Origin of the sequence: uncultured Kiloniella sp. (assembly GCF_937128705.1) — a bacterium.
In the GTDB taxonomy this organism is placed as follows: Bacteria; Pseudomonadota; Alphaproteobacteria; order Kiloniellales; family Kiloniellaceae; genus Kiloniella.
Genome location: NZ_CAKZMP010000156.1, coordinates 17,893 through 38,371, shown reverse-complemented (window position 1 = coordinate 38,371; position 20,479 = coordinate 17,893). Strand labels below are relative to the sequence as shown.

At 43.4% G+C, this 20,479-nt stretch carries 16 protein-coding genes and 2 tRNA genes; 7 read left to right on the top strand and 11 right to left on the bottom strand.

Annotated features, from left to right (window positions below; translation table 11 throughout):
* Nucleotides 1-7 precede the first annotated feature (7 nt).
* Both Q0241_RS08900 and Q0241_RS08895 read right to left on the bottom strand, forming a co-directional pair.
* Nucleotides 8-658 carry an NUDIX domain-containing protein gene (locus Q0241_RS08900; protein WP_299376245.1) on the bottom strand — a complete coding sequence of 217 codons (651 nt, stop codon included), beginning with the start codon at nucleotides 656-658 and terminating at the stop codon, nucleotides 8-10.
* A 77-nt stretch (nucleotides 659-735) separates the two neighbouring features.
* Complete coding sequence (locus Q0241_RS08895; RefSeq protein WP_299376242.1) at nucleotides 736-2,070, bottom strand: pentapeptide repeat-containing protein; 1,335 nt, start codon at nucleotides 2,068-2,070, stop codon at nucleotides 736-738.
* Nucleotides 2,071-2,262: 192 nt separating this feature from the next.
* Between Q0241_RS08895 and Q0241_RS08890 the strand changes: the two genes are divergently transcribed.
* Nucleotides 2,263-2,862 (top strand): hypothetical protein, encoded by a 600-nt coding sequence (locus Q0241_RS08890; RefSeq protein ID WP_299376239.1) that lies wholly within the window; start codon nucleotides 2,263-2,265, stop codon nucleotides 2,860-2,862.
* 57 nt (nucleotides 2,863-2,919) lie between these two features.
* Here the strand turns inward: Q0241_RS08890 and Q0241_RS08885 are convergent, their stop codons facing one another.
* Entirely contained in the window at nucleotides 2,920-3,873 is a 954-nt protein-coding gene (locus Q0241_RS08885) for a tetratricopeptide repeat protein (RefSeq protein ID WP_299376236.1), read from the bottom strand.
* Between the two features lie 273 nt (nucleotides 3,874-4,146).
* On the opposite strand from Q0241_RS08885, the gene Q0241_RS08880 reads away from it, so the two are divergent.
* A complete protein-coding gene (locus Q0241_RS08880) occupies nucleotides 4,147-4,767 on the top strand; it encodes a hypothetical protein (protein ID WP_299376233.1) in 621 nt (206 codons plus the stop codon).
* Between the two features lie 159 nt (nucleotides 4,768-4,926).
* On the opposite strand, the gene Q0241_RS22555 is transcribed toward Q0241_RS08880, so the two are convergent.
* The 3 genes from Q0241_RS22555 to Q0241_RS08870 form a co-directional block, all read right to left on the bottom strand.
* Complete coding sequence (locus Q0241_RS22555; RefSeq protein WP_366941161.1) at nucleotides 4,927-5,229, bottom strand: Rap1a/Tai family immunity protein; 303 nt, start codon at nucleotides 5,227-5,229, stop codon at nucleotides 4,927-4,929.
* Between the two features lie 219 nt (nucleotides 5,230-5,448).
* Nucleotides 5,449-5,524, bottom strand: a tRNA-Asn gene (locus Q0241_RS08875).
* A gap of 486 nt (nucleotides 5,525-6,010) precedes the next feature.
* Nucleotides 6,011-6,084 (bottom strand) — tRNA-Cys (locus Q0241_RS08870).
* Between the two features lie 288 nt (nucleotides 6,085-6,372).
* On the opposite strand from Q0241_RS08870, the gene Q0241_RS08865 reads away from it, so the two are divergent.
* From Q0241_RS08865 to Q0241_RS08845, 5 genes are all read left to right on the top strand, one after another.
* A complete protein-coding gene (locus Q0241_RS08865; protein ID WP_299376230.1) occupies nucleotides 6,373-7,044 on the top strand; it encodes a protein-L-isoaspartate O-methyltransferase in 672 nt (223 codons plus the stop codon).
* 245 nt (nucleotides 7,045-7,289) lie between these two features.
* Nucleotides 7,290-8,750 carry a TolC family outer membrane protein gene (locus tag Q0241_RS08860; protein ID WP_299376227.1) on the top strand — a complete coding sequence of 487 codons (1,461 nt, stop codon included), beginning with the start codon at nucleotides 7,290-7,292 and terminating at the stop codon, nucleotides 8,748-8,750.
* Between the two features lie 105 nt (nucleotides 8,751-8,855).
* The gene (locus tag Q0241_RS08855) at nucleotides 8,856-9,629 is read left to right on the top strand and encodes a DUF2497 domain-containing protein (protein ID WP_299376224.1); all 774 of its coding nucleotides are present in this window, start codon (nucleotides 8,856-8,858) and stop codon (nucleotides 9,627-9,629) included.
* A gap of 86 nt (nucleotides 9,630-9,715) precedes the next feature.
* The gene (locus Q0241_RS08850) at nucleotides 9,716-12,367 is read left to right on the top strand and encodes a valine--tRNA ligase (RefSeq protein WP_299376221.1); all 2,652 of its coding nucleotides are present in this window, start codon (nucleotides 9,716-9,718) and stop codon (nucleotides 12,365-12,367) included.
* A gap of 176 nt (nucleotides 12,368-12,543) precedes the next feature.
* Complete coding sequence (locus tag Q0241_RS08845) at nucleotides 12,544-13,167, top strand: TetR/AcrR family transcriptional regulator (RefSeq protein WP_299376219.1); 624 nt, start codon at nucleotides 12,544-12,546, stop codon at nucleotides 13,165-13,167.
* Nucleotides 13,168-13,258: 91 nt separating this feature from the next.
* Here the strand turns inward: Q0241_RS08845 and ilvD are convergent, their stop codons facing one another.
* The 5 genes from ilvD to Q0241_RS08820 form a co-directional block, all read right to left on the bottom strand.
* Nucleotides 13,259-15,109 carry a dihydroxy-acid dehydratase gene (gene ilvD, locus Q0241_RS08840; protein WP_299376216.1) on the bottom strand — a complete coding sequence of 617 codons (1,851 nt, stop codon included), beginning with the start codon at nucleotides 15,107-15,109 and terminating at the stop codon, nucleotides 13,259-13,261.
* 174 nt (nucleotides 15,110-15,283) lie between these two features.
* Complete coding sequence (locus tag Q0241_RS08835; protein ID WP_299376213.1) at nucleotides 15,284-15,892, bottom strand: rhomboid family intramembrane serine protease; 609 nt, start codon at nucleotides 15,890-15,892, stop codon at nucleotides 15,284-15,286.
* Nucleotides 15,893-16,043: 151 nt separating this feature from the next.
* Complete coding sequence (gene xth, locus Q0241_RS08830) at nucleotides 16,044-16,829, bottom strand: exodeoxyribonuclease III (RefSeq protein ID WP_299376210.1); 786 nt, start codon at nucleotides 16,827-16,829, stop codon at nucleotides 16,044-16,046.
* A gap of 76 nt (nucleotides 16,830-16,905) precedes the next feature.
* Nucleotides 16,906-17,253, bottom strand: coding sequence for an iron-sulfur cluster insertion protein ErpA (gene erpA / locus Q0241_RS08825; RefSeq protein WP_299376208.1), 348 nt, complete (start codon nucleotides 17,251-17,253; stop codon nucleotides 16,906-16,908).
* A gap of 146 nt (nucleotides 17,254-17,399) precedes the next feature.
* The gene (locus Q0241_RS08820; protein WP_299376206.1) at nucleotides 17,400-20,264 is read right to left on the bottom strand and encodes an MFS transporter; all 2,865 of its coding nucleotides are present in this window, start codon (nucleotides 20,262-20,264) and stop codon (nucleotides 17,400-17,402) included.
* Between the last annotated feature and the right edge of the window lie 215 nt (nucleotides 20,265-20,479).

The window sequence follows — 20,479 nt, the reverse complement described above, 5'->3', positions numbered from 1 at the left end:
TTAGAGGTTAGCCATTATTCGTTTCATTAGACCATACAGATGTAAGCGCTGTCTGATTTAATTCCAACCATTGAAGTGCTATTGCTGTAATCGCATTGGTAATTTTTCCTTCAGACATAAGCCTAAAACCTTGTTCGGCTTTCATTGTATGTGTGCGTATGTCTTCACCTTCATGGTCTAGCCCATAAGAATCTTGTTTCTTGTGATCCAGAATTTCACCACAAAATAAAGTAATCGTTTCCGAGCTTCCCCCGGGTGTCATTAGAAAGGTTCCGATTTTTTTCAAGCGTCCTAATGTGCAACCGGCTTCTTCCATGGCTTCACGGTGACTTAATTCTTCCGGGTTTTCATTCTCTTCGATAATTCCAGCTACAACCTCTAAAAGCCACGGGGCCTGAGAAGCTGCAAAGGCACCGGGACGAAACTGCTCGATCAGAATAATTTCGCCTGATTTATGATCAAAGGGAAGCACCGCAGCTGCGTGACCGCGTTCAAAAATTTCCCGCTGAACTTCCTGAGAGAGGCCCCCTTTGAATAGAGAGTGACGAAAGCGGTAGGTGTCAACTTGGAAATAACCTTTAAATGAGGTCGCTTTCTCAATAACTTCCACTTGGCCAGATTCGTTCAATTCGCCGATTTTATACGCTGTTTTATCCATGATGAGAAATTAGGGGCCTTGATTGTAAATTACAATAGAAAATGTGGTTTAGATTATAGTACAAAAAGCAAGTGTGTTTATTCCAGTATTAAGCCTTTGCACCCACGTAAGTCGGCATTTTCAAGGTTCGCACTTCGCAAATCTGCCCCAGTAAAGTCAACATCGACACATTTAGCATTTGAAAGATCAGCGTTGGCGAGATTGGCAAAGCGAACCCGGGCACCAGTTAAATTTGCATAACGCAGGTTCGCGCTCTCAAGGTCTGTTTGATCAAGACAGCAGTTTTTAAGGTTTGCAGATACAGAGTTGCCTTGCGTACCTAAGATCATCATGGGGGAGAGGCGGCAGTGTCGAAGGCTTGCTCCGGTCAGATTTGCTTTTTCCAATTTCACGCCACGAAGATCTGCATCACTAAAGTCAGAGTTCAAGGCCATAACACCAGACATATTGGCCATATTAAGACGACTGGCGAGGAACGTACAGTTGGACAGGTTGGTTAAGGAAAGCTCTGCGGCCTGAAGATTGATACCTGCCAGATCATTGGCTTGCAGATCATACTCCGTTAAAATTGCTTGTTTTCCTTTTCGACCAAGAGAATTGATCCACACGAGATGATCTTCGAGGATATCCCGTATTGATCGATCAAGATCGTCGATGCTTCTGGGCAGACTGGCCTGATGAGTATTGGCGTAGGTCATGTCGCTGTTACTGAAATGGGCAGCGGTTAGGTCAGCACCTTCCATATTGGTGTTATTCAATAGGGCGCCGCTTAAGTTTGCGCCATGGAATACGCAGCCGCTAAAATCTGCATCGGTTAAATCTGCACCTGTAAAGATGGACCCACTGACGTCAGAATTCGCCATTACCGCCCCGGACAGATCTGCATTCTTGAAATTTACATTGGTCAAGTTTGTCCTGCGGCCTATGACTCGGCCAAGCTTGGCATCACTAAGATCAGCATCTTTCAGGTTAATACCATCAAAATTAGACGCTTCGTCATGTTTTACCGGAACATAGGTACCATCTGGTTTTCTGATAAGTATAAAGCCATTTCGAATATCTGCTCCGGATAGTGTCGCGTTTTCTAGGTCGGCATTCTCAAGGCAAACACCGCGTAGGTCACTTTTTCGTAGTGAGCATTCTCTCATAACCGCGTCGGATAAGTCGGCGCCAAAAAGGTTGACCCGTTCCATTTTGGTTTTGGTGAAATCTGTATTGACCAAATCGGCACCGACCATTTCAGCTGTGTCTAGCTGAAGATTGGAAAAGTTAAGTTTTCTCGCATCTTTAAAAGAAAGGAATAATCGCGCTCCGCCGACGCGTCCGTCCAGATAGTTACGATGAGAAACAGCCGCTTCGTCTACCCAAATCTGGTTTACACGATCAAGTTTGTGATCATTATCTTCTTTCATTCAAGCTTCCATATTGCGGACCTGACGCTAAAGATCAGGAAATCTGGGAGTACCCTTAATCAAGAAGTACCATAGAACCAAGACGAAAACTTATTGTTTTTTTGTGTTCTGCGACTGCTTGGGTATAAACTGTTTCTCGTTTACAATATCTTAGCTTTGGTTCTGATAAAATTAACAACTATGTTATATGTGATGAAGATTCGTACCCATTTTATAAGGTTATTGTCCCTCGCGCTTTTGTTTTTTGCGTATGCCGGGAACGTAAATGCATCCGAAAAGTCAGGTTATAAAAATTGGGATAAATCTTCGCAGTTAGAAAACTGGGATCAATGTGGTGCGGATTATACACCGCCGGATTGGTGTTCAGACCTACCAGAAGAAATCGATATAGATAAATCCTACACTACATATCGTGATACGCTAGAGGATAATAAAAAAGCCGAAGCAGAAAGAATGCTAAAGGCGGCGAAAGTGCTGGAAAATAGAGTAGGTGCCGCAAGAAATGTTCAAGGTGGGAAGCTATACAAGCAGGACCTGATCACGATCAGTAAACAGGCCAATTCAGGCGATAAAGAAGCCATGGAGTTATTGGCTTGGATGTATGTTCAGGGCATGATGCCTAAAACCAAAAAAGAACTAGATCCGAACGAAGCTGCGTATATTTGGTACGGACGGGCATATTTGGCGGGGGCTAAAGAAGCTAAAGAAAATATGGATAAAATCTGGCCATCACTTAGCGTCACCCAACAAAGGCGTATCGCCAAACTTTTCGATCAAAATAATAGCCGCTGATTAATTTTTCTGACGGGTTAATTCAATTTATCGTACAAACTTCTAATCGCGAGCAGACTATTTAACGAGACCAAGTTCTTTGAGTTCTCTCCGGTACTTTTTTTCCTGCCTGTTGATGCTGTAAGCCATTTGAAAGTCAAAAGAGGCGTTATTGTTATCGCCGAGACTTTTGTATAGGCGCCCCCGGTTATAAAAAATTTCAGGATTATTCGGGGCGTAATGTAGGGCAAGATCAAAAGCGCGAATGGCCTTATCGTAGGCGCCTTGTGAAAAGAGAATAATTGCTTTTGCTTGGTAAGCATCAAACGATTTTGGCTCTAACTCTATAACGTATTCGGCATCTGCCAAAGCTTGCTCAAGAAATCCTGTGCTGAGATAGGCCTTCGCGCGTTTAATGTAGGCATCTAACGACGGCGGTTCTTCTGATAAAATCGTAATAAAATGATCTATTGTTGCATAATCTATATAGGTGCCGAGATAGACGTTACTCTCGTTGATTAAAATTTTCCCCAACTCTGGTTTTATTAATACGGCTTGAGAGACATCCTGAAGAGCGGCTTCAATTTCGTTTTGTTCCCGGTAGAGAGTGCCTCTTTTTAACAAAAGCTCAGCGTCCTCGGGGATTTCAATCAGAGCTTTGTTTAACCAAGATAGAGCTTCGTCATTTTTGTTTTGAACGAGGTAGAGAGAGGTTAGGTTAAAGTAAGCATCCCCATAGGTTGGTAAGCGTTCTATAGACTGAATAAAATCTTGTTCTGCTTCGATAGGTAGGTTTAGGTCCTGAAAAAGAGTGCCGCGGTTGTTTAGGACATAAGCTTGATGTTTTTTTGACAGATCACCTTCATTCAAAGCCTGCGTGTAATATTCTATAGCGAGTTCCAGATTGCCATTATCCTGTGCTTCCTGTGCTGTTCTGGCGAAAAGAATACCATCAGCAAAAGATATCGTTGGGGCGATGTAAAACGCCATGGATAAAGCCAATGCTGAGCTTCTGAATAGTTTGAGTGCCATATGTCTGTCGCGGATCATTAGCCTGAAATTATAGTTAATAAATTTTTATCTTTATATAACTCTCGGGATAAATTGCAAAATTGAATTTATCGTAATCAGTGTAAAAATGTTATTTAGCCGTACTCTACATAATGAATTTGTCATCGTAAAAGACGTTTTGCTATAATATTTTTCTCTTTTGGGTTGTTTGGTTTGCTTGTTATCTGTAAAGGAAAGGGTATATTTTGAGGACATTTCAAGCTTCGAATTCAGCTTAAAACTGGGGGAATATTTATGAGACGACTGATCGTATTATGTTTGGTACTGTTTACCATGGGGTGTAAGGGGGCGACGACATCTTCTTTAGTTGGCTCCGGGCCAATTATGTTGAGCTCTAGTGCACAAAAATCGTATGAAAAATATTTAAACTCTAATCCGCGTGCGTTTGCGGTGACAAAAGACGTAAGCACCAGTTGGGGATGGTATTATTGTCGTGAAATTCAATGTCGCGGTTCGAGGTTACAATCTATGCCGAAAGCCATCAAGGTTTGTGAAGAGCATTCAAATGGAAAGCCTTGTAAGATTTATGATATTGGCGGCAAAATTGTTTGGGAAAAAAAGACCAAGCCAGAAGAAGAAATCAAGGTAGATCTTTACGATCCTAAGAAATTTGAAATTACTTCCGGGCAAAAAACTGCATTTGGCAGATATTTAGATTTGGTTAGTATCAAAAATGATGATGTTAATCTTGCCTTTGCGATTAGCAAAGATGGAACAACAGCGCGGGCCAGATCACAGGAAGTGGCTCCTTATAATAAATTGAAGTTAACTGCGCTTGAAATATGTAAAGCCAAATCCTCTAATAACGAATGTGTGTTGTATGCAATAAATGATAAAATTACAGCCGTGAAGTAAAGGCTATTTCTTTTTGTGATAAAAGGCCCTTCAGGGTCTTAATACAACGAGAGGCAGAAAGATCTATTATTGTCTTTCTGCCTCTTTTTTGCCTGGGTAAGATTTTGATTTTATTTAAGATAAAAAAACTAGGGATACTTTTCTCTCACCCCGTTATACCTATGTGCAAGGCCAACGTTTTAGGAGCCAAACCATAATTAGGTCAATTGATGGCTTGTGCCGGGTTTGGGGGTTTTCTTGAAGTTCTTGGACTATAATGTCTTTTACTTCTTTGTTTGTGATGTTGTCGGGCGGACACATTAACTCTCTGTATTCAAGAGTATCGTAAACTGCCCGTATGTGTGTATCACAGCCTTTTTGTTCAGTTTTACAGGCTTGATAAAGTTGATTTCCTGTCTTGATTTCAGTCGAAAAAGCAGTGCCGCTGATAAAAACAAAGATAAGGGCTATACAATATTTCATTTTATAATTCTCTATAGGTTCTAAACTTTTTTGTGGGTATATTTGTGTAGCCAAAATCCAGCAAACTTGGTTGGTCGACAATTATAATATTGCTTGCATGCAAAGACTTATACCAGCAAAGGTTTGTAAACGTGTTTTAGTTTTTCGTTTGATATTTTTTAGATCAAAGTAACAAAAAACCCTAAGTCGTTGATATTCAACAACTTAGGGTTTTTGTAATGGCTCCGCGAGCAGGACTCGAACCTGCGACAGGGTGATTAACAGTCACCTGCTCTACCAACTGAGCTATCGCGGATCAATGTTTGTGCCGCCTCGTTGGCGACGGGTTGGGTTATAACAGTGGTGTTACATGCTGGCAATAACTTTTATGCATTTTTTTTAATTTTTTTTGTTCCTTTTAAATCAAAGGCTTGAGGCGCTTATGACTTCGCTAGATTTATCTGAGGTGAAAAATAGATTCTTATCCTTGGTTTCTGGCTTTTAACAAAAGGATAAAGACCAAGAGTGAGGATAATTCGCACGATATCTGATAGAAAATCGGATATAGTTTTCTGATTTAAAAGCATCTACCTAGTAATAAGACTCTGATCAAATACTGATGCGATTAATCTGACACTGTTGATTCTCTGGTGGTAATTCAGCACTGGCGACCCTAATACAGGAGATACGGCGTAGGGTTTTATTATTCAGCATGCATAAAATCAACAGAACACACTGCTAATCGAGGTTATGTATCGGGATGATTTTTAAATATTAGGGGGTATCATAAAGATGAATATTTTGGAGGCCCGGGCCGGAATCGAACCGACGTACAAGGATTTGCAGTCCTCTGCATCACCACTCTGCCACCGGGCCATCCTGACGAATACTTATTCGTTGGCAGTGCCGCAGTGTATAGTAGTGGTTATCGTGAAGGTCAAGAGATCAATCTCGATTCCAGTTTCATTTATGTGCTGGAGGACTGTTGGCAATGTAATTTAGGCGTGAAAAGTAGGGGTAAGGGATCTTATTGTTGGGTTGAGGCCCTGTAAGAACCTTTGTTAACTAGATAAAAATAATAAAAACGGATACTTTATCTGGAAAGGTTGGGGGCACTTGGTTATTATCCCACAAAATTTTTACAGATAATCGGCGTTTCTAACGATGAATAACTTTGAACAAGCTCGCATGAACATGATTAATTGCCAGTTGCGCACCAATAAGGTGACGCATGACGGTGTGTTGTCTGCGTTTGAAAATGTGGCACGAGAAGAATACGTACCGGAAGCTTCAAAAGCTATTGCCTATGTAGATGAAGACTTGGCGCTGGACCATGGCCGCTATTTGATGGAACCAATGGTTCTTGCACGTATGCTTCAATCTATTGACCCCAAGGAAAATGATACGGCGCTGGTTGTTGGTGCAGGGACTGGCTACACCGCATCTGTGTTATCCAAAGTTGTCAGTGTTGTTGTGGCAATCGAAGATACGGATGAGCTGGTTGATTCGATGAATGAGCGCTTCGCATCGCACGGAACAGAAAATGCCGTTGCTGTTAAGGCTGAATTGACTGAAGGTTATCCGAAACAAGCCCCCTACGACTTAATTGTTTTTGGTGGAGCCGTTTCTGAAGTTCCAGATTCTCTACTAGAACAATTGGCTGAAAATGGGCGTTTGATTGCAGTTGTTCAGGACGTAAATGCCCGAAATAAACAGACGCTGGGGCATGCAACCTTGATTGAAAAGCATGCAGGGAATTGTTCCGGTCGCGTGATTTTTGATGCGAATACACCTTTGTTACCAGGCTTTGAAGCCAAAGAAGCATTTTCATTTTAATAGATTTTGATGCTCTACCAAATATGTATCCAATTTTAAATGTTGGGTCATATATTCTGACGACAGGTCGCACTAAGGTTATACGTTAAAGCTTGTAGGAAGGCTGGCGCAGTTTGCGCCAGTTTTTATATGTACAAAAAGTTGTAAATAGCCTGTGACCTGTTTAATAACTTTTTGTATGCTCTTAAAAGACACAGATATAAACCACATATACGGTTTCATTTCATTATATAGGTATCCGCGCAATGCGGGGCCGTTATCAGATTAAGTTTGGCATTGGATTAATTTTGGACAACGTGATGATTAAATCTATCGGAAACACGAAAAAAGCGCTTTTAAGTCGATGTGCCATTGTTAGTGTCGCAGTTTACACTGGGCTTTCCGGCGGCTTTGGGGGCGGCGGTGTTATGGCTCAAACCCTGAATGAGTCTTTGATTAAGGCCTATGAGACCAATCCATCACTGTCTAGTGCGCAAACTGGCTTGAAATCTGTTAACGAAGGTGTTCCTCAAGCGCTATCTGCTTGGCGGCCTGATGTCAGAATTACGTCTTCTGCTGGGGTCCGCAGAACTGATACTGACACCCCAACCGGAGATTCTACTGATAATACACAGCCATTGAATGCTACATTACAGGTAACGCAATCTCTCTATCAGGGAGGACGTACTCAGGCGGCAACAGAGCAAGCAGAAAATCTAGTACTTGCCGAGCGTGCGTCTGTTACCTCTGTGGAACAGGATGTTCTGTTACGGGCAGTAACCGCCTATGCGGATGTCTGGCGTGATCAAGCTATTCTAGATCTTAACATTAACAATGAAAGAGTTCTGGCAAGACAGTTTGAAGCAACACGTGATCGTTTTGATGTTGGTGAGTTAACAAGGACGGATGTTGCACAAGCAGAATCCAGATATTCGACTTCTACTGCTCAGCGTATTGCTTCGGAAGGAACGTTAAATTCTTCAAAGGCCGTGTTTGAAGAGGTGGTTGGCGAGTATCCTGATGAAGCACTGGCGCGTCCTAATCCTTTCGCTGTTTTACCCGCAAGTGAAGATGAACTTTTAGGTGTAGCGCGAGAAAATAATCCGGCACTTCTTGCTGCTAAATACAATGAAATGGCGTCCAAAAACCAAGTCAGGGAAATAACTGGCGAACTATACCCGGACTTGTCATTGGTCGGACGGGTCAGTCGTTCTGACGAAACATCTGGTGAGGATATTGATAGCACATCTGGTGAAATTTTGGCGCAGTTGGTTGTGCCGATTTATCAACAGGGGTTGGTTAGCAGTCGGGTGCGTCAGGCTAAGCAAACTGCAAATCAGCGTAGAATCCAAATTGTTGAGCAGATGCGTGCGGTTGAGCAACAAGGCGTATCATCTTGGGAAAATCTGATTAGTTCTCAGGCACAGATCAAATCCTTTACGTCTTCTGTTGATGCCGCTGAAATTGCCTTGGACGGTGTGCGCCAGGAAGAAGAAGTTGGTGAAAGAACGGTGTTGGATGTACTTGATGCTGAACAGGAACTTCTGGATGCACAGGTTAACCTTGTCAGAGCACAACGAGATGAAGTTGTTGCTACTTATCAGGTTTTGAGCTCTATGGGGCAAATGACTGCACAGTATATTGGTTTGCCTGTTAATGTCTTTGATCCGGCAGAAGACTATAATAACGTGAGAGATAAGTGGTTTGGGTTGGGTATTGAAAAATAGGCGTGCAAAAGCCCTTCTTTTTCAATAATATCTAACGTATATTACCGAAATTGTATTGGTAACAGGTAGTGTTCGCAGTTAAGGAAGCGGTGGGACAGCATTTCAATGAGTGATCAAGAAGCCCAGGGTGAACCATCAATGGAAGAAATTCTGGCATCAATTCGCCGAATTATTTCCGAAGACGATCCAGAAGGTGATGGAGCCAAAGGTGAGGGGGATGAAGCTCAGGCACAAGAGCCTGCGGCAGCAGAACCTGAAGCAGAAGAGGATGATGTTCTCGAGCTAACCGATGAGGTTTCTGAGGACGATGAGTCTGTCCCTGAAGAATCTGATATGGAAGAGGGCCCTTTAGAAGCGGCTTCTGATGAAGATTCGATTGAAGAAGACTTTAGAGCATCAATGGGTGAGCCCGAAGAGGATGAGCCTGAAGATGACGAGATTGAAGTTGAAGCCGCAGCCGCAGTTGACGAACCTGAAATGGAATCTGATCTAGAGTCTGTTGAAGATGATGATCTCGGAGATATTTCTTTTGATGAAGTTGAAGACGAGATCGAGGTTGCTGCAGTATCTGAAACGCCCGTAGATGAACCTGTAAGTTTTGATGTGGGTAACGATATCGATCTTGATGCGCCTGATGCTGATAGTATCCTTCAGGAAGAAACTCAGGATTCAACGTCCTCGGCGCTATCTGAAATAGCGCGTGCTGCTGTTGTGCAGCGTTCCTTAGCCATTGGTACAGGAAAAACCCTAGAAGATATCGTTCGCGAAGCACTCGTCCCCGAGCTTAAAGCATGGCTTGATGTCCGCTTAGGCCCTATGGTTGAGCGGATTGTCCGCGAGGAAATTAAAAAGATGGTGCGCCGGGCCGAAGATTTATAAGGCTCGGACTTTCTTTTTTCTTCCGAAACTGCTAGCAAATGCTAGCATTATTTCACATAGAATATTTAGTTAAGAGGAACCCAGTAATGCTGGACAAAACCTATTGCCCTGAAAAAGTTGAGGCAAAGCATTACGAGCGTTGGGAAAAATCCGGAGCTTTCTCCGCAGATCCTAATTCCCCGTCTGACCCTTATACCATTATGATGCCCCCACCGAACGTCACGGGGAATCTCCACATGGGCCATGCTTTGACTTTTACCCTGCAAGACGTCCTTGTTCGGTATAAGCGCATGAAAGGTCATGATGTTCTCTGGCAACCAGGAACTGACCACGCAGGTATCGCAACCCAGATGGTTGTTGAACGCCAGTTGGCTGAAAAGGGAATTTCCAGACACGATCTTGGTCGCGAAAAATTCCTGAATTCTGTTTGGGAGTGGAAAGAAGAGTCCGGCGGAGCAATTGTTAAGCAGCTTCGTCATCTCGGTGCTTCTGCTGATTGGCCGCGTGAACGCTTTACAATGGACGAAGGGCTTTCAGAAGCTGTTCGCAAGGTTTTTGTTCAGCTTCATAAAGAAGGTTTGATCTATAAAGACAAACGTCTTGTAAACTGGGATCCAAAGCTTCTGACTGCGATTTCTGATCTTGAAGTTGTTCAAAAAGAAAGTAACGGTAAGCTTTGGCATTTCCGTTATCCGATTGATGGCGAAGACGGTAAATACATTGTTGTTGCCACTACTCGCCCTGAAACAATGCTGGGTGATACCGGTGTTGCTGTGCATCCTGATGATGATCGTTACAAAGACCTGATCGGCAAGAATGTGAAGTTGCCGATTGTTGGTCGCTTGATCCCGATTGTTGCGGATGAATATGCTGACCCTGAAACGGGTTCTGGTGCGGTAAAAATTACCCCTGCGCACGATTTCAACGACTTTGAAGTTGGTCGCCGCTGTAATCTGGAAATGATCAATGTTTTTGATAAATTCGCGCACATCAATGAAAATGCGCCGGATGATTATCAAGGACTGGATCGTTTTGTTGCGCGTAAGAAAATTGTTGCCAAATTTGAAGAGCTTGGACTTCTCGACAAGATTGATGACCACTTGAACTCTGTTCCTTATGGCGACAGATCAAACGTTCCAATTGAACCATGGCTTACTGATCAATGGTATGTTGATGCCGCGACACTTGCCAAACCGGCTTTGGAAGCTGTTGAAACTGGCAAGACTGAAATCGTCCCTAAACAATGGGAAAACACCTACTATGATTGGATGCGTAATATCCAACCATGGTGTGTGTCCCGTCAATTGTGGTGGGGCCACCAAATTCCGGCGTGGTACGGTCCTGACGGTGAAATTTTTGTCGAAGAAACTGAAGAAGAAGCCAAAGCAGCTGCTTTGGCTAAATTTGGCAAAGAAGTTGAACTGACCCGGGATCCAGATGTTCTGGATACTTGGTTCTCATCTGCTCTTTGGCCTTTCTCTACTATTGGATGGCCAGAAACAACGAAAGAGCTTGAGCGCTATTATCCCGGTGATGTGTTGGTGACTGGTTTTGACATTATCTTCTTCTGGGTTGCCAGAATGATGATGATGGGCATGCACTTTATGAAAGAGGTGCCGTTTAAGACCGTTTATATCCACGCACTTGTGCGCGACGAAAACGGACAAAAGATGTCCAAGTCCAAGGGTAATGTTATTGACCCTCTGGAAGTTATTTCTGAATACAGTTGTGATGCATTAAGGTTTACTCTTGCGGCGATGGCGGCACCTGGTCGTGATATCAAACTGGCATCATCCCGTGTTGAAGGCTATCGCAACTTTGGAACCAAGCTCTGGAATGCATCGATCTATAGCCAGATGAATGGTGCTGTTTACGATCCGGGTTTTGATCCGCTGAGCTGTAACGAGCCGATTAATAAGTGGATCGTCGGGCGTGTTGCTGCTGCGACTGGGGCCGTTGACAAAGCACTGGATGATTACCGTTTTAACGATGCCGCCAACGCGCTTTATCGTTTCTTCTGGAATGAATACTGTGACTGGTATGTGGAATTCACAAAGCCTGTATTGGCTGCGGGGAATGAGGCAACGACTAAAGAAACCAAAGCGACTATTGCATGGGTTTTGGCGCAAACACTTCATTTGTTACATCCAATTATGCCGTATATTACCGAGGAACTTTGGGAAAACCTGGGCAATAAAGGGGCGACACCGCTTATTTCTTCGTCTTGGCCAAAGTTTGACGAACGCCATACGGATGCTGATGTTGATAAAGAGATGGATTGGGTTATCAAGCTTATCTCTGATATCCGGGCTACACGTGCGGAACTCAACACCCCGCCAAAACTAAAGGCACCGCTTTTGCTCAAAGACGGTTCTGATGCAGTCAAGGCTAAGATTGGTCAGTATAAAGATGTTGTGAAGTGGCTTGCTGGTCTTTCCTCTGTTGATTTTACAGACGAAGATCTACCGCAAGGAGCTATTCAGATTGTGCTTGATGATGCGACTTTCGCGCTACCACTTGAAGGTATCATTGACGTTGAGCAAGAGACAGCTCGCCTGAATAAAGAAATGGAAAAAACGCTCGAAGAGATTGCGAAAATTGACAAGCAACTCTCGAACGAAAATTTCGTTTCCCGAGCACCTGAACAAGTTGTTGAGGAAAAGAAAGCCCGTCGGGAAGAGTTTATGTCCGTGAAAATAAAACTGGATGAAGCGCTGGCGCGGATTGCCGATCTCTAAAAGAAATATTTGTCATTTTGATGAACTTATAAGAAAGCCGCTCATTTGGGCGGCTTTTTTGTGTTTGAATGGCAGTGCAAAAATGCTGTTTTAGGGCATTATACGTTTATCTACGTATATAAAATTATCTCTGGTCTTAGTATTCTCATAAAAAATGATAACCAAAGATTTACGAGATGACTCCAAGCCTTACATTAGTCCGGCGGCGGTTGCCAGCCCAGCAAAGATCTAAGCAGCGTGTTGAGAGAATATTGCTTGCTGCATCAACATTGTTGACAACGAGCAGTGTGGACAAGTTGACCACGCGCCGTATTTCTGAACTTGCCGACGTTAATATCGCAACGCTCTATCAGTTCTTTCCAAACAAAGAAGCCATTATCTTTGCCCTTTATCAAAGATGGTTGAGTGAAATGGATGACGTCTTTGATCGCATGGAAATGAAACAATCCAGGCAGATGGGATGGCGTAAGCTTTTTAGTAAAATATTTGATGCTCTCAATCAGGTTCAAACAGATTTAATTGTTCGGGATCGATTGCTGAAAGCCATGGGGATGAATGAAGATCTAAGGCAATTGGATCTTGATCATAGTATTCTTCTGTCGAAACGATTAGCCAAGCTGATGGCTAATCAAGGAGCATATCTTTCGGAATATGAGCTTCAGGAGCATGGAACGTTAATTTTCCACTTTGAAAGAGCTCTGGTGACACCTTTGGCAAATGCAAAAGGAAATGATCAAGAGGTTCTTTATAAAAAGGGCAGGGACTTTTTACTGGAAATGATTTCTCTTGCGTTTCGGTAACTAAGAAAACATTCCTTCCAGATAAATAAAAGGCCGCAGAGTTTTGATTAACTCTGCGGCCTTTTTTTACTTAAGGATAGATGTTTATCTATCAGTCGTATTGATCAACATCGCGATAAGCACCTTTGTCGGCCGATGTTGTGAAATGAGCGTAGGCTTTAAGGGCTGAACTTACTTTGCGGTCGCGTGGTTTCACAGGCTTCCAGCCATCTTTGCCTTTGGCATCCATAGCTTTTCGGCGCATGTCGAGTTCTTCATCACTGACGAGTACGTTAATTGTCCGGTTCGGAATATCAATTTCTATCGCATCACCTGCCTCAACAAGACCGATTGCGCCACCTTGTGCTGCCTCAGGAGATGCGTGACCAATTGATAGACCAGATGTGCCGCCAGAGAAACGCCCGTCAGTTAAAAGGGCACAGGCTTTTCCAAGTCCCATGGATTTCAGGTAACTGGTCGGGTAGAGCATTTCCTGCATACCTGGGCCACCTTTGGGGCCTTCGTAGCGGATAACAACAACATCACCGGCGACTACTTCACCGCTGAGTACGCCTGCTACGGCTGCATCCTGGGATTCGAAAATGCGTGCGCTTCCTGTGAATTTCAGGATAGAATCATCGACGCCAGCTGTTTTAACGACGCAACCGTCCAGGGCAATGTTTCCAAACAAAACAGCAAGACCACCTTCTTGGCTAAATGCATACTCACCACTGTGGATACAGCCATTGGCACGGTCATCATCTAGAGATGAGTAATAGCGATCTTGACTGAAGGCTTCCGTGGTTCGTACGCCACCGGGTGCCGCAGAATAGAACTTTTTCACCTCGGGATCATCAGTGGTCATGATGTCCCATTTATCAATCGCATCACCGAGTGTTTTTTCGTGAACTGTCGGGCGATCGCGATGAATTAGTCCGCAGCGATCAAGTTCAGCCAAAAGCCCCATAATACCACCAGCACGGTGGACGTCTTCCATATGGTACTTGGTTGTGGATGGCGCGACTTTGGCCAACTGAGGTACTTTTCTTGAAAGGGCATCAATGTCTGACATGGAGAAGTCAACACCACCCTCTTTTGCCATCGCAAGGATGTGAAGGATTGTATTTGTTGAACCACCCATGGCAATGTCGAGGACCATAGCGTTCTGATATGTTTCAAAGTTCGCTATACCACGTGGTGTCACGCTCTCATCACCTTCTTGGTAGTAACGTTTTGCGAGCTCGACAATACGACGGCCGGCTTCTCTGAATAGTTCACCACGTTTCTTATGGGTTGCAAGTAAGGAGCCGTTACCAGGAAGAGAAAGACCCATGGCCTCACTCAAGCAGTTCATAGAGTTTGCCGTAAACATTCCAGAACAAGAACCACAGGTTGGACAAGCGGATCTTTCAATCGCAGCAACATCTTCGTCACTGACGTTTGGATCCGCGGCATCAACCATGGCATCAACGAGATCTAGTTTACGTTCTTTTCCATCCAGAACGATTTTTCCGGCTTCCATTGGGCCACCGGAAATAAAGATTGCAGGAATGTTCAGGCGCATTGCAGCCATGAGCATACCCGGGGTGATTTTATCACAGTTGGAAATACAAACGACAGCGTCAGCACAGTGCGCGTTACACATGTATTCAACGGCATCAGCAATGACTTCGCGTGAGGGCAGGCTATAAAGCATGCCGTCGTGTCCCATAGCGATGCCATCATCTACAGCAATGGTATTGAACTCTTTCGCAACACCGCCTGATTTTTCGATTTCATCGGCAACCAGTCCGCCTAGATCTTTCAGGTGAACATGGCCGGGGACAAACTGTGTGAATGAGTTGGCTATGGCAATGATCGGTTTTCCGAAATCATCATCTTTCATACCAGTCGCGCGCCATAGGCCGCGGGCACCTGCCATGTTTCTGCCATGGGTGGAGGTTCTTGAACGATACTCAGGCACAGTAATAATCCTAACGTTACGTCGTGTCTTAAATTAAGTTTCTTGTAAGATAATTAGGTAATCCATGGGCTCACGTCCATGGTTATTTCACAAAAGAATAAAAAAGTTACCAAATCTAAGGAAAATTAGGAGATCCGAGGGCTTGTTTTTAGAGGGATTGTACTGGCCCTTGACTTATCCACGGTGAAATTTGGATTTATTGCGTATTTTTATACCGCGCGGAAGTTCATCTGGACAAAGCAGTGGCAAGGTTTTGTGTCGGAAAAAAGGAAATATGGCCATGCCGCCAAAAAATCCAATTATATGTGCCCACCAGGCTACACCGGATTGGTCAGGTAAAAAGGCTGAGAAAATTTGAAAGCCAATCCAAAAAATAAGTAACAGGTAAGCGCGAACGAAGATCGGGATCATAAAAATCGGAATGAGAACCTTAGCTTTCGGGTATTGCAGCAAGTAAGCCCCGAGAATACCAGATACAGCTCCACTTGCGCCGACAATAGGAGTTTGAGACGTCCCTGTAATAACGGTTTGTCCAATGCCAGCAATGATGCCGCAACAGATAAAAAAGGCAAAAAAGCGCCAGTGTCCCATTGCGTCTTCTATGTTGTCACCAAATACCCAAAGATAAACCATGTTACCCGCAAGATGCATAAAGCTGCCATGCAGAAAATTATAGGTAACCAGAGTGAATATGGGGGAGACCCAATCAATAGACTGTGGGCGTTGGGCGTTTCCAAGTAATACGTCGGGGATAAGGCCCAAGGCATATATCATTCGCGCCATAAAAGGTTCTGGTGATATGGCTTGAATAAGATAGACAAGACAGCAACAAAAAATGGCGGCTATGGTAACCCACGGTTTTTCGATAAGGAGTCTTGGTAGGTTATCAAATAGGGGGAAGAACATATTGCTTGCCTAAGTCATTAGCCCAGGGTCAGGCAGATAGTTCGCACATCACAGGTGTATGGTCCGATGGTGATTCTTTTCCACGGGGATCTTTATCTATGCAGCAGCTCGTTAGAATGTCTGCGGCTTGTGGTGACAGCATCATCAGATCTATACGGATGCCGTTGTTATGATCAAAAGCACTGCGCTGATAATCCCAATAGCTATAAACATGTGCTTCTTTATTGAGTGCGCGCCAGGCTTCGGTGTAGCCAAGGTTTTCCATCACACGAAAACGATCCCTTGAACTTGGATGGGTGTGCGCGCTGCCCTCAAAGCGTTTTGGGGAAAAGACGTCATCGTCTGTTGGGATCAGGTTGTAATCCCCGGCAAGAACAATGGGTTGTTCCGTTTTTAATAGTTTTTGGGCGTGGGCGTTAAGACGGTCCATCCACTTTAATTTATAGGGAAATTTGATTTCATCCGTCAGATTACTGTTGTTATTACCGTTGGGCAGATAGATAGAGGCAACCCTTATGCCAAAGGTGGTTCCTTCGACGTATCTGGCGTGATCATCTTCAAGGTCTCCAGGTAATTCCCTGATGACATCAGTAATAGGTTCTTTGGATATCAGCGCAACGCCGTTATAGCTTTTTTGACCAACAACTTCTACGTGGTACCCAAGTTCTTCAAATTCCAGATAGGGGAACTTCTCTGCGACAGTTTTTAATTCTTGTAGCAGAAGGACATCAGGAGAAGCCGTTTTAATCCAATCGAGAACATTTGGAAGTCGTTTGTTAATGGAATTGACATTCCAAGTCGCGATCTTGACCATTGGATAAGGCTCTCACTAGAGATTTAAAAGTTAGAAGGGTGCACACGACTGCGCGTTATTTTTATATGGCACCACTTTATATGGCAAAAGAAGTCCCGCAACCGCACGAGGCTGTGGCATTCGGGTTTGTTATGCGAAAAGACGCGCCCATCAGGTCTTCGACAAAATCTATCTCGGAACCGTTTAGAAGGTCCAAAGACATGTCGTCGATCACAGCTTTCGTGCCGTCCTTTTGAAAGGTTTTGTCGTCTTCGTTAACAGAACTGTCAAAAGAGAAACCATACTGGAAACCTGAACAACCGCCGCCAGAGACTGTTATTCGCAACATTAAGTCCGGCTTACCTTCTTGTTCTGCCAGAAAAGCCACCCGCTTTGCGGCACTGCTTGATAAGGAGATATAAGGAGTTTGATCATCTGTCGTCATATTCTACTCATAACCTGTAAGCCTACAATTAATGTTTATGATCCAGAAAACTAGAAATTCTGTACCTATAAAAGCACTATACCGAAGGCTAGTTGTTAATCTGACTATATAGATAGGTTATCGTTACACCTAAATCTATTCATTTTTCAAGATTCATATTCCGAAGATAGTTTTCTTTTGTTTAAAAAATCAATGAAATTAGTGCCGATGTAATAAACAACGAAAATCACTAAGCCTCCTAAAATGATAACCCCTATTGATGAGATGGCAGTTGGTAATCCCCAATATCCTGCTATTGCAGCAATTATCAATAGGCCAAGAATACTGCCACATCTTTCAAATAAACGTAGAGCGCCAAGGACAGAATTTGACCCCAAATGCTTTAGCTCTCCTTCTGCCAATTTCATCGTAAGCTCAACTTGTGGGCCTCGAAGCAGGCCGTGGCCAAAACCGGTGCTTGCAGCTGCGATTAACATAGTCCATTGCGAAGGCATAAATGCTGTGAGTATGAGACCTGCAGCCGTGATCAGGGAGCCTGTCACTGCAATAGAGCTTTCGCTTATTTTACTGTTGGTTAGCCATCCTAATAAAGTACCCGAAAGCATTATCATAAAGAAGTAAACCATTAAAAGTCGGGCTATATCTGCGGTTGAGGCATCAAGCGCGTCAAGCTGTAATGAAAAGAGATAGGATATAAAAACCTGGTCCATAAGGCTTTGTGGAACAGCAAGCCCCATACACACTGCAAAAAAACGAGGATTTTTAAGGGATGCTGCTATGGACTTGAACCGCAGAGGAGCTTCTTCTTTTGTTTTCGTATTTAACCCCGGGGGAATCATCCGGGTAAGCAATATGGCGGATATAACAACAAGAAAAGCACTGAACATAAAAGCGATGGATGTTCCAAATCGATCTGCAAGAACGCCCCCCAAAGCTGTACCTGCAAAAATTCCGGCAAAAAGGGCAGCTGAGAACTGACCAAGTGATTTGGTTCGTTCACCACGGGGTTCGTAGTCAATTACATAATCCTGACAAGCAAGTACGGCAAAGGCATATCCTATGCCCCCCAAAGATCGCCAGAAAATGATTTCCAATACATTGGTGGCAAAAAACATCCCAAAGTTTGACAGGAAAATAAAAATTAGAGCCCCGAGGATCATTTTTTTGTGACCCCATTTACCTGTTAGTGACCGGGCAAAAGGGGCCGCAAAAAGATAAGCAATCAGATATCCAGCGATTGGCAAGGAAATGACAATAGCCGGATCAATCCATGTTAAGGGATTTTCTGCGGCTCTCGTGAACAAGGGGAAGAAAGATAAAGCGAGTTCATCTGCGGCAGCGAATAAAAAGAGAGCAAGCCGAATATCGTTTTTATAGGGATAAGTTAGTGTCAAAGGTCCTTTGGTTGGTAGTTTAAATTTATCAGCCATAGAGGTCATTTCTTCTTGAAAGAAACCCTTAGCTTTTGTGGTTTTTAGATATGCTGCCAAAGCTCGATATCTTTTATGAATACTATGCGTCCTGTTTGATAGTCGGGTAATTAAATATTCTGTAAAGTTTCCGCGTCGGGGAATAATAACACTGGAATAGTCGCCGTTGGCTTGCATTTCTGATAGCTGTTTAAGTCTGTTTAGGGGCGAGCTCAGTGACATCGTCATTACGAGTACAATGACCTCGTAAGCAAAAAGTAAGACAACAAGAACGATGACAGTTAGGTCCAATGCAACTTCACGAAATTGCTTGGCGATATAATTTACATCTGGTCGAATGATAATGTATCCAACGTTCTCTTCATCTGAGACGATAGGGTAGATGGGGAGCTTACGTGCGTCTTGTGTCGTTGAATAAAATGGATTTTGCCAATCACCAGCAGTGAAAATAAACTTTCCTGTCGCAACACCCAAAAAGGATATCTCGGGGAAGTGGGTGAGGGTGTTGTTTAAATCTTCTTCAAGGTTACTTATGCTTTCTATGGGAATTCCAGCGGTGACATTTTGTTGAATGTTGTTTGTTGCTATTTGCGAAATAAGGTCGGTTCGCTTTACCATTTCTGGTTTGAGAGAGGCATTGACAGAAGTGTATGTGACAAAGCCTAAAGACAGTGTGGCAGCAATAATCAAGCCGATAATCCAAGTATATACCTTTCGTTGGTAAGCAATACCCAAACGTATATCCAAAAGAGGGCTCATCACAATCTTCTGAGGTAATACTCCGGGCGCAGGAGCGTTTTTGTTTTGGCACTCTGATTCCCATTTTTTTAATTGAGAATCTATTTGGTCATAATTTTTATCCGCGGCGTTCAGATGCTCTAGAAGCTCCATAAATTGCGGATTAACTTGTTCTTTCTTTGCGCCTTCTGGGATCTGATAGACTGTCGGGGCAACAGATCGGGCTTTGTACCATTGTTTAAGCAAATTACCCGATTTTACAGCTTCTGAAAGTCGGAGCCTGAGGACAATAAATCCAATCACTGAAAATAGTAGAAGTAAAATTAGAGCTGTAATTATCACGATGAAGGTAAAATTTGCGACGGTGATATTATAGCTAGTTTTAGGGTAAATTGCTGCGACAGTTCCAATTAACTGGCCACTCGTATTGGTTATTTTTTTGTAACTAAAAAATTGTTTATCGGTTTCTTTATTCCATGTCTCATTTTTACTCGTTCTCTTCAGGTTTATTTCGTCCTGTGAGAGATTTAATGGTTGTGTTCTGTCCGTTGAGTGAACGATTTTACCACTTGTGTTCAAAATGTGGATTGCGTTGATGTCAGGGTCAAGCGCTTTTGCTTGCGTCAATATCTGTCGCGCATTTGGGAGATTTGAAACAGAAGGGGCATTTTCAATATTTTTAGACAGAGCATCGTCTACTGATTCGACAACAACGGCTATTCGTTGTTGGACAAGGTTGGATAATACAGAGTTATGCTGCAGAATGGATAGTACTGTAAGAACAGATAATATTGTAATTAAGAGTGCTACAAAAGCACCCCAGCACCGCCATAAAAGATACAAAGCACTGCCCCCCCCAGGATTTTTTTTATGTTATCGCGGAACTGTATCAGGACGGATCATCCAGTAATAGAAATATTATAAAAGAGATGTTTTTTATAGTTGTAAATCGAGTGTTTAAAGCTTTGGGTATCTGTTTGAAATGAGCAAGCTTGGTCAATGAATATTCATGAACTCATTTTACTTTACTAAGTCTCTCTTAGGGTTAGTCTTTGGCT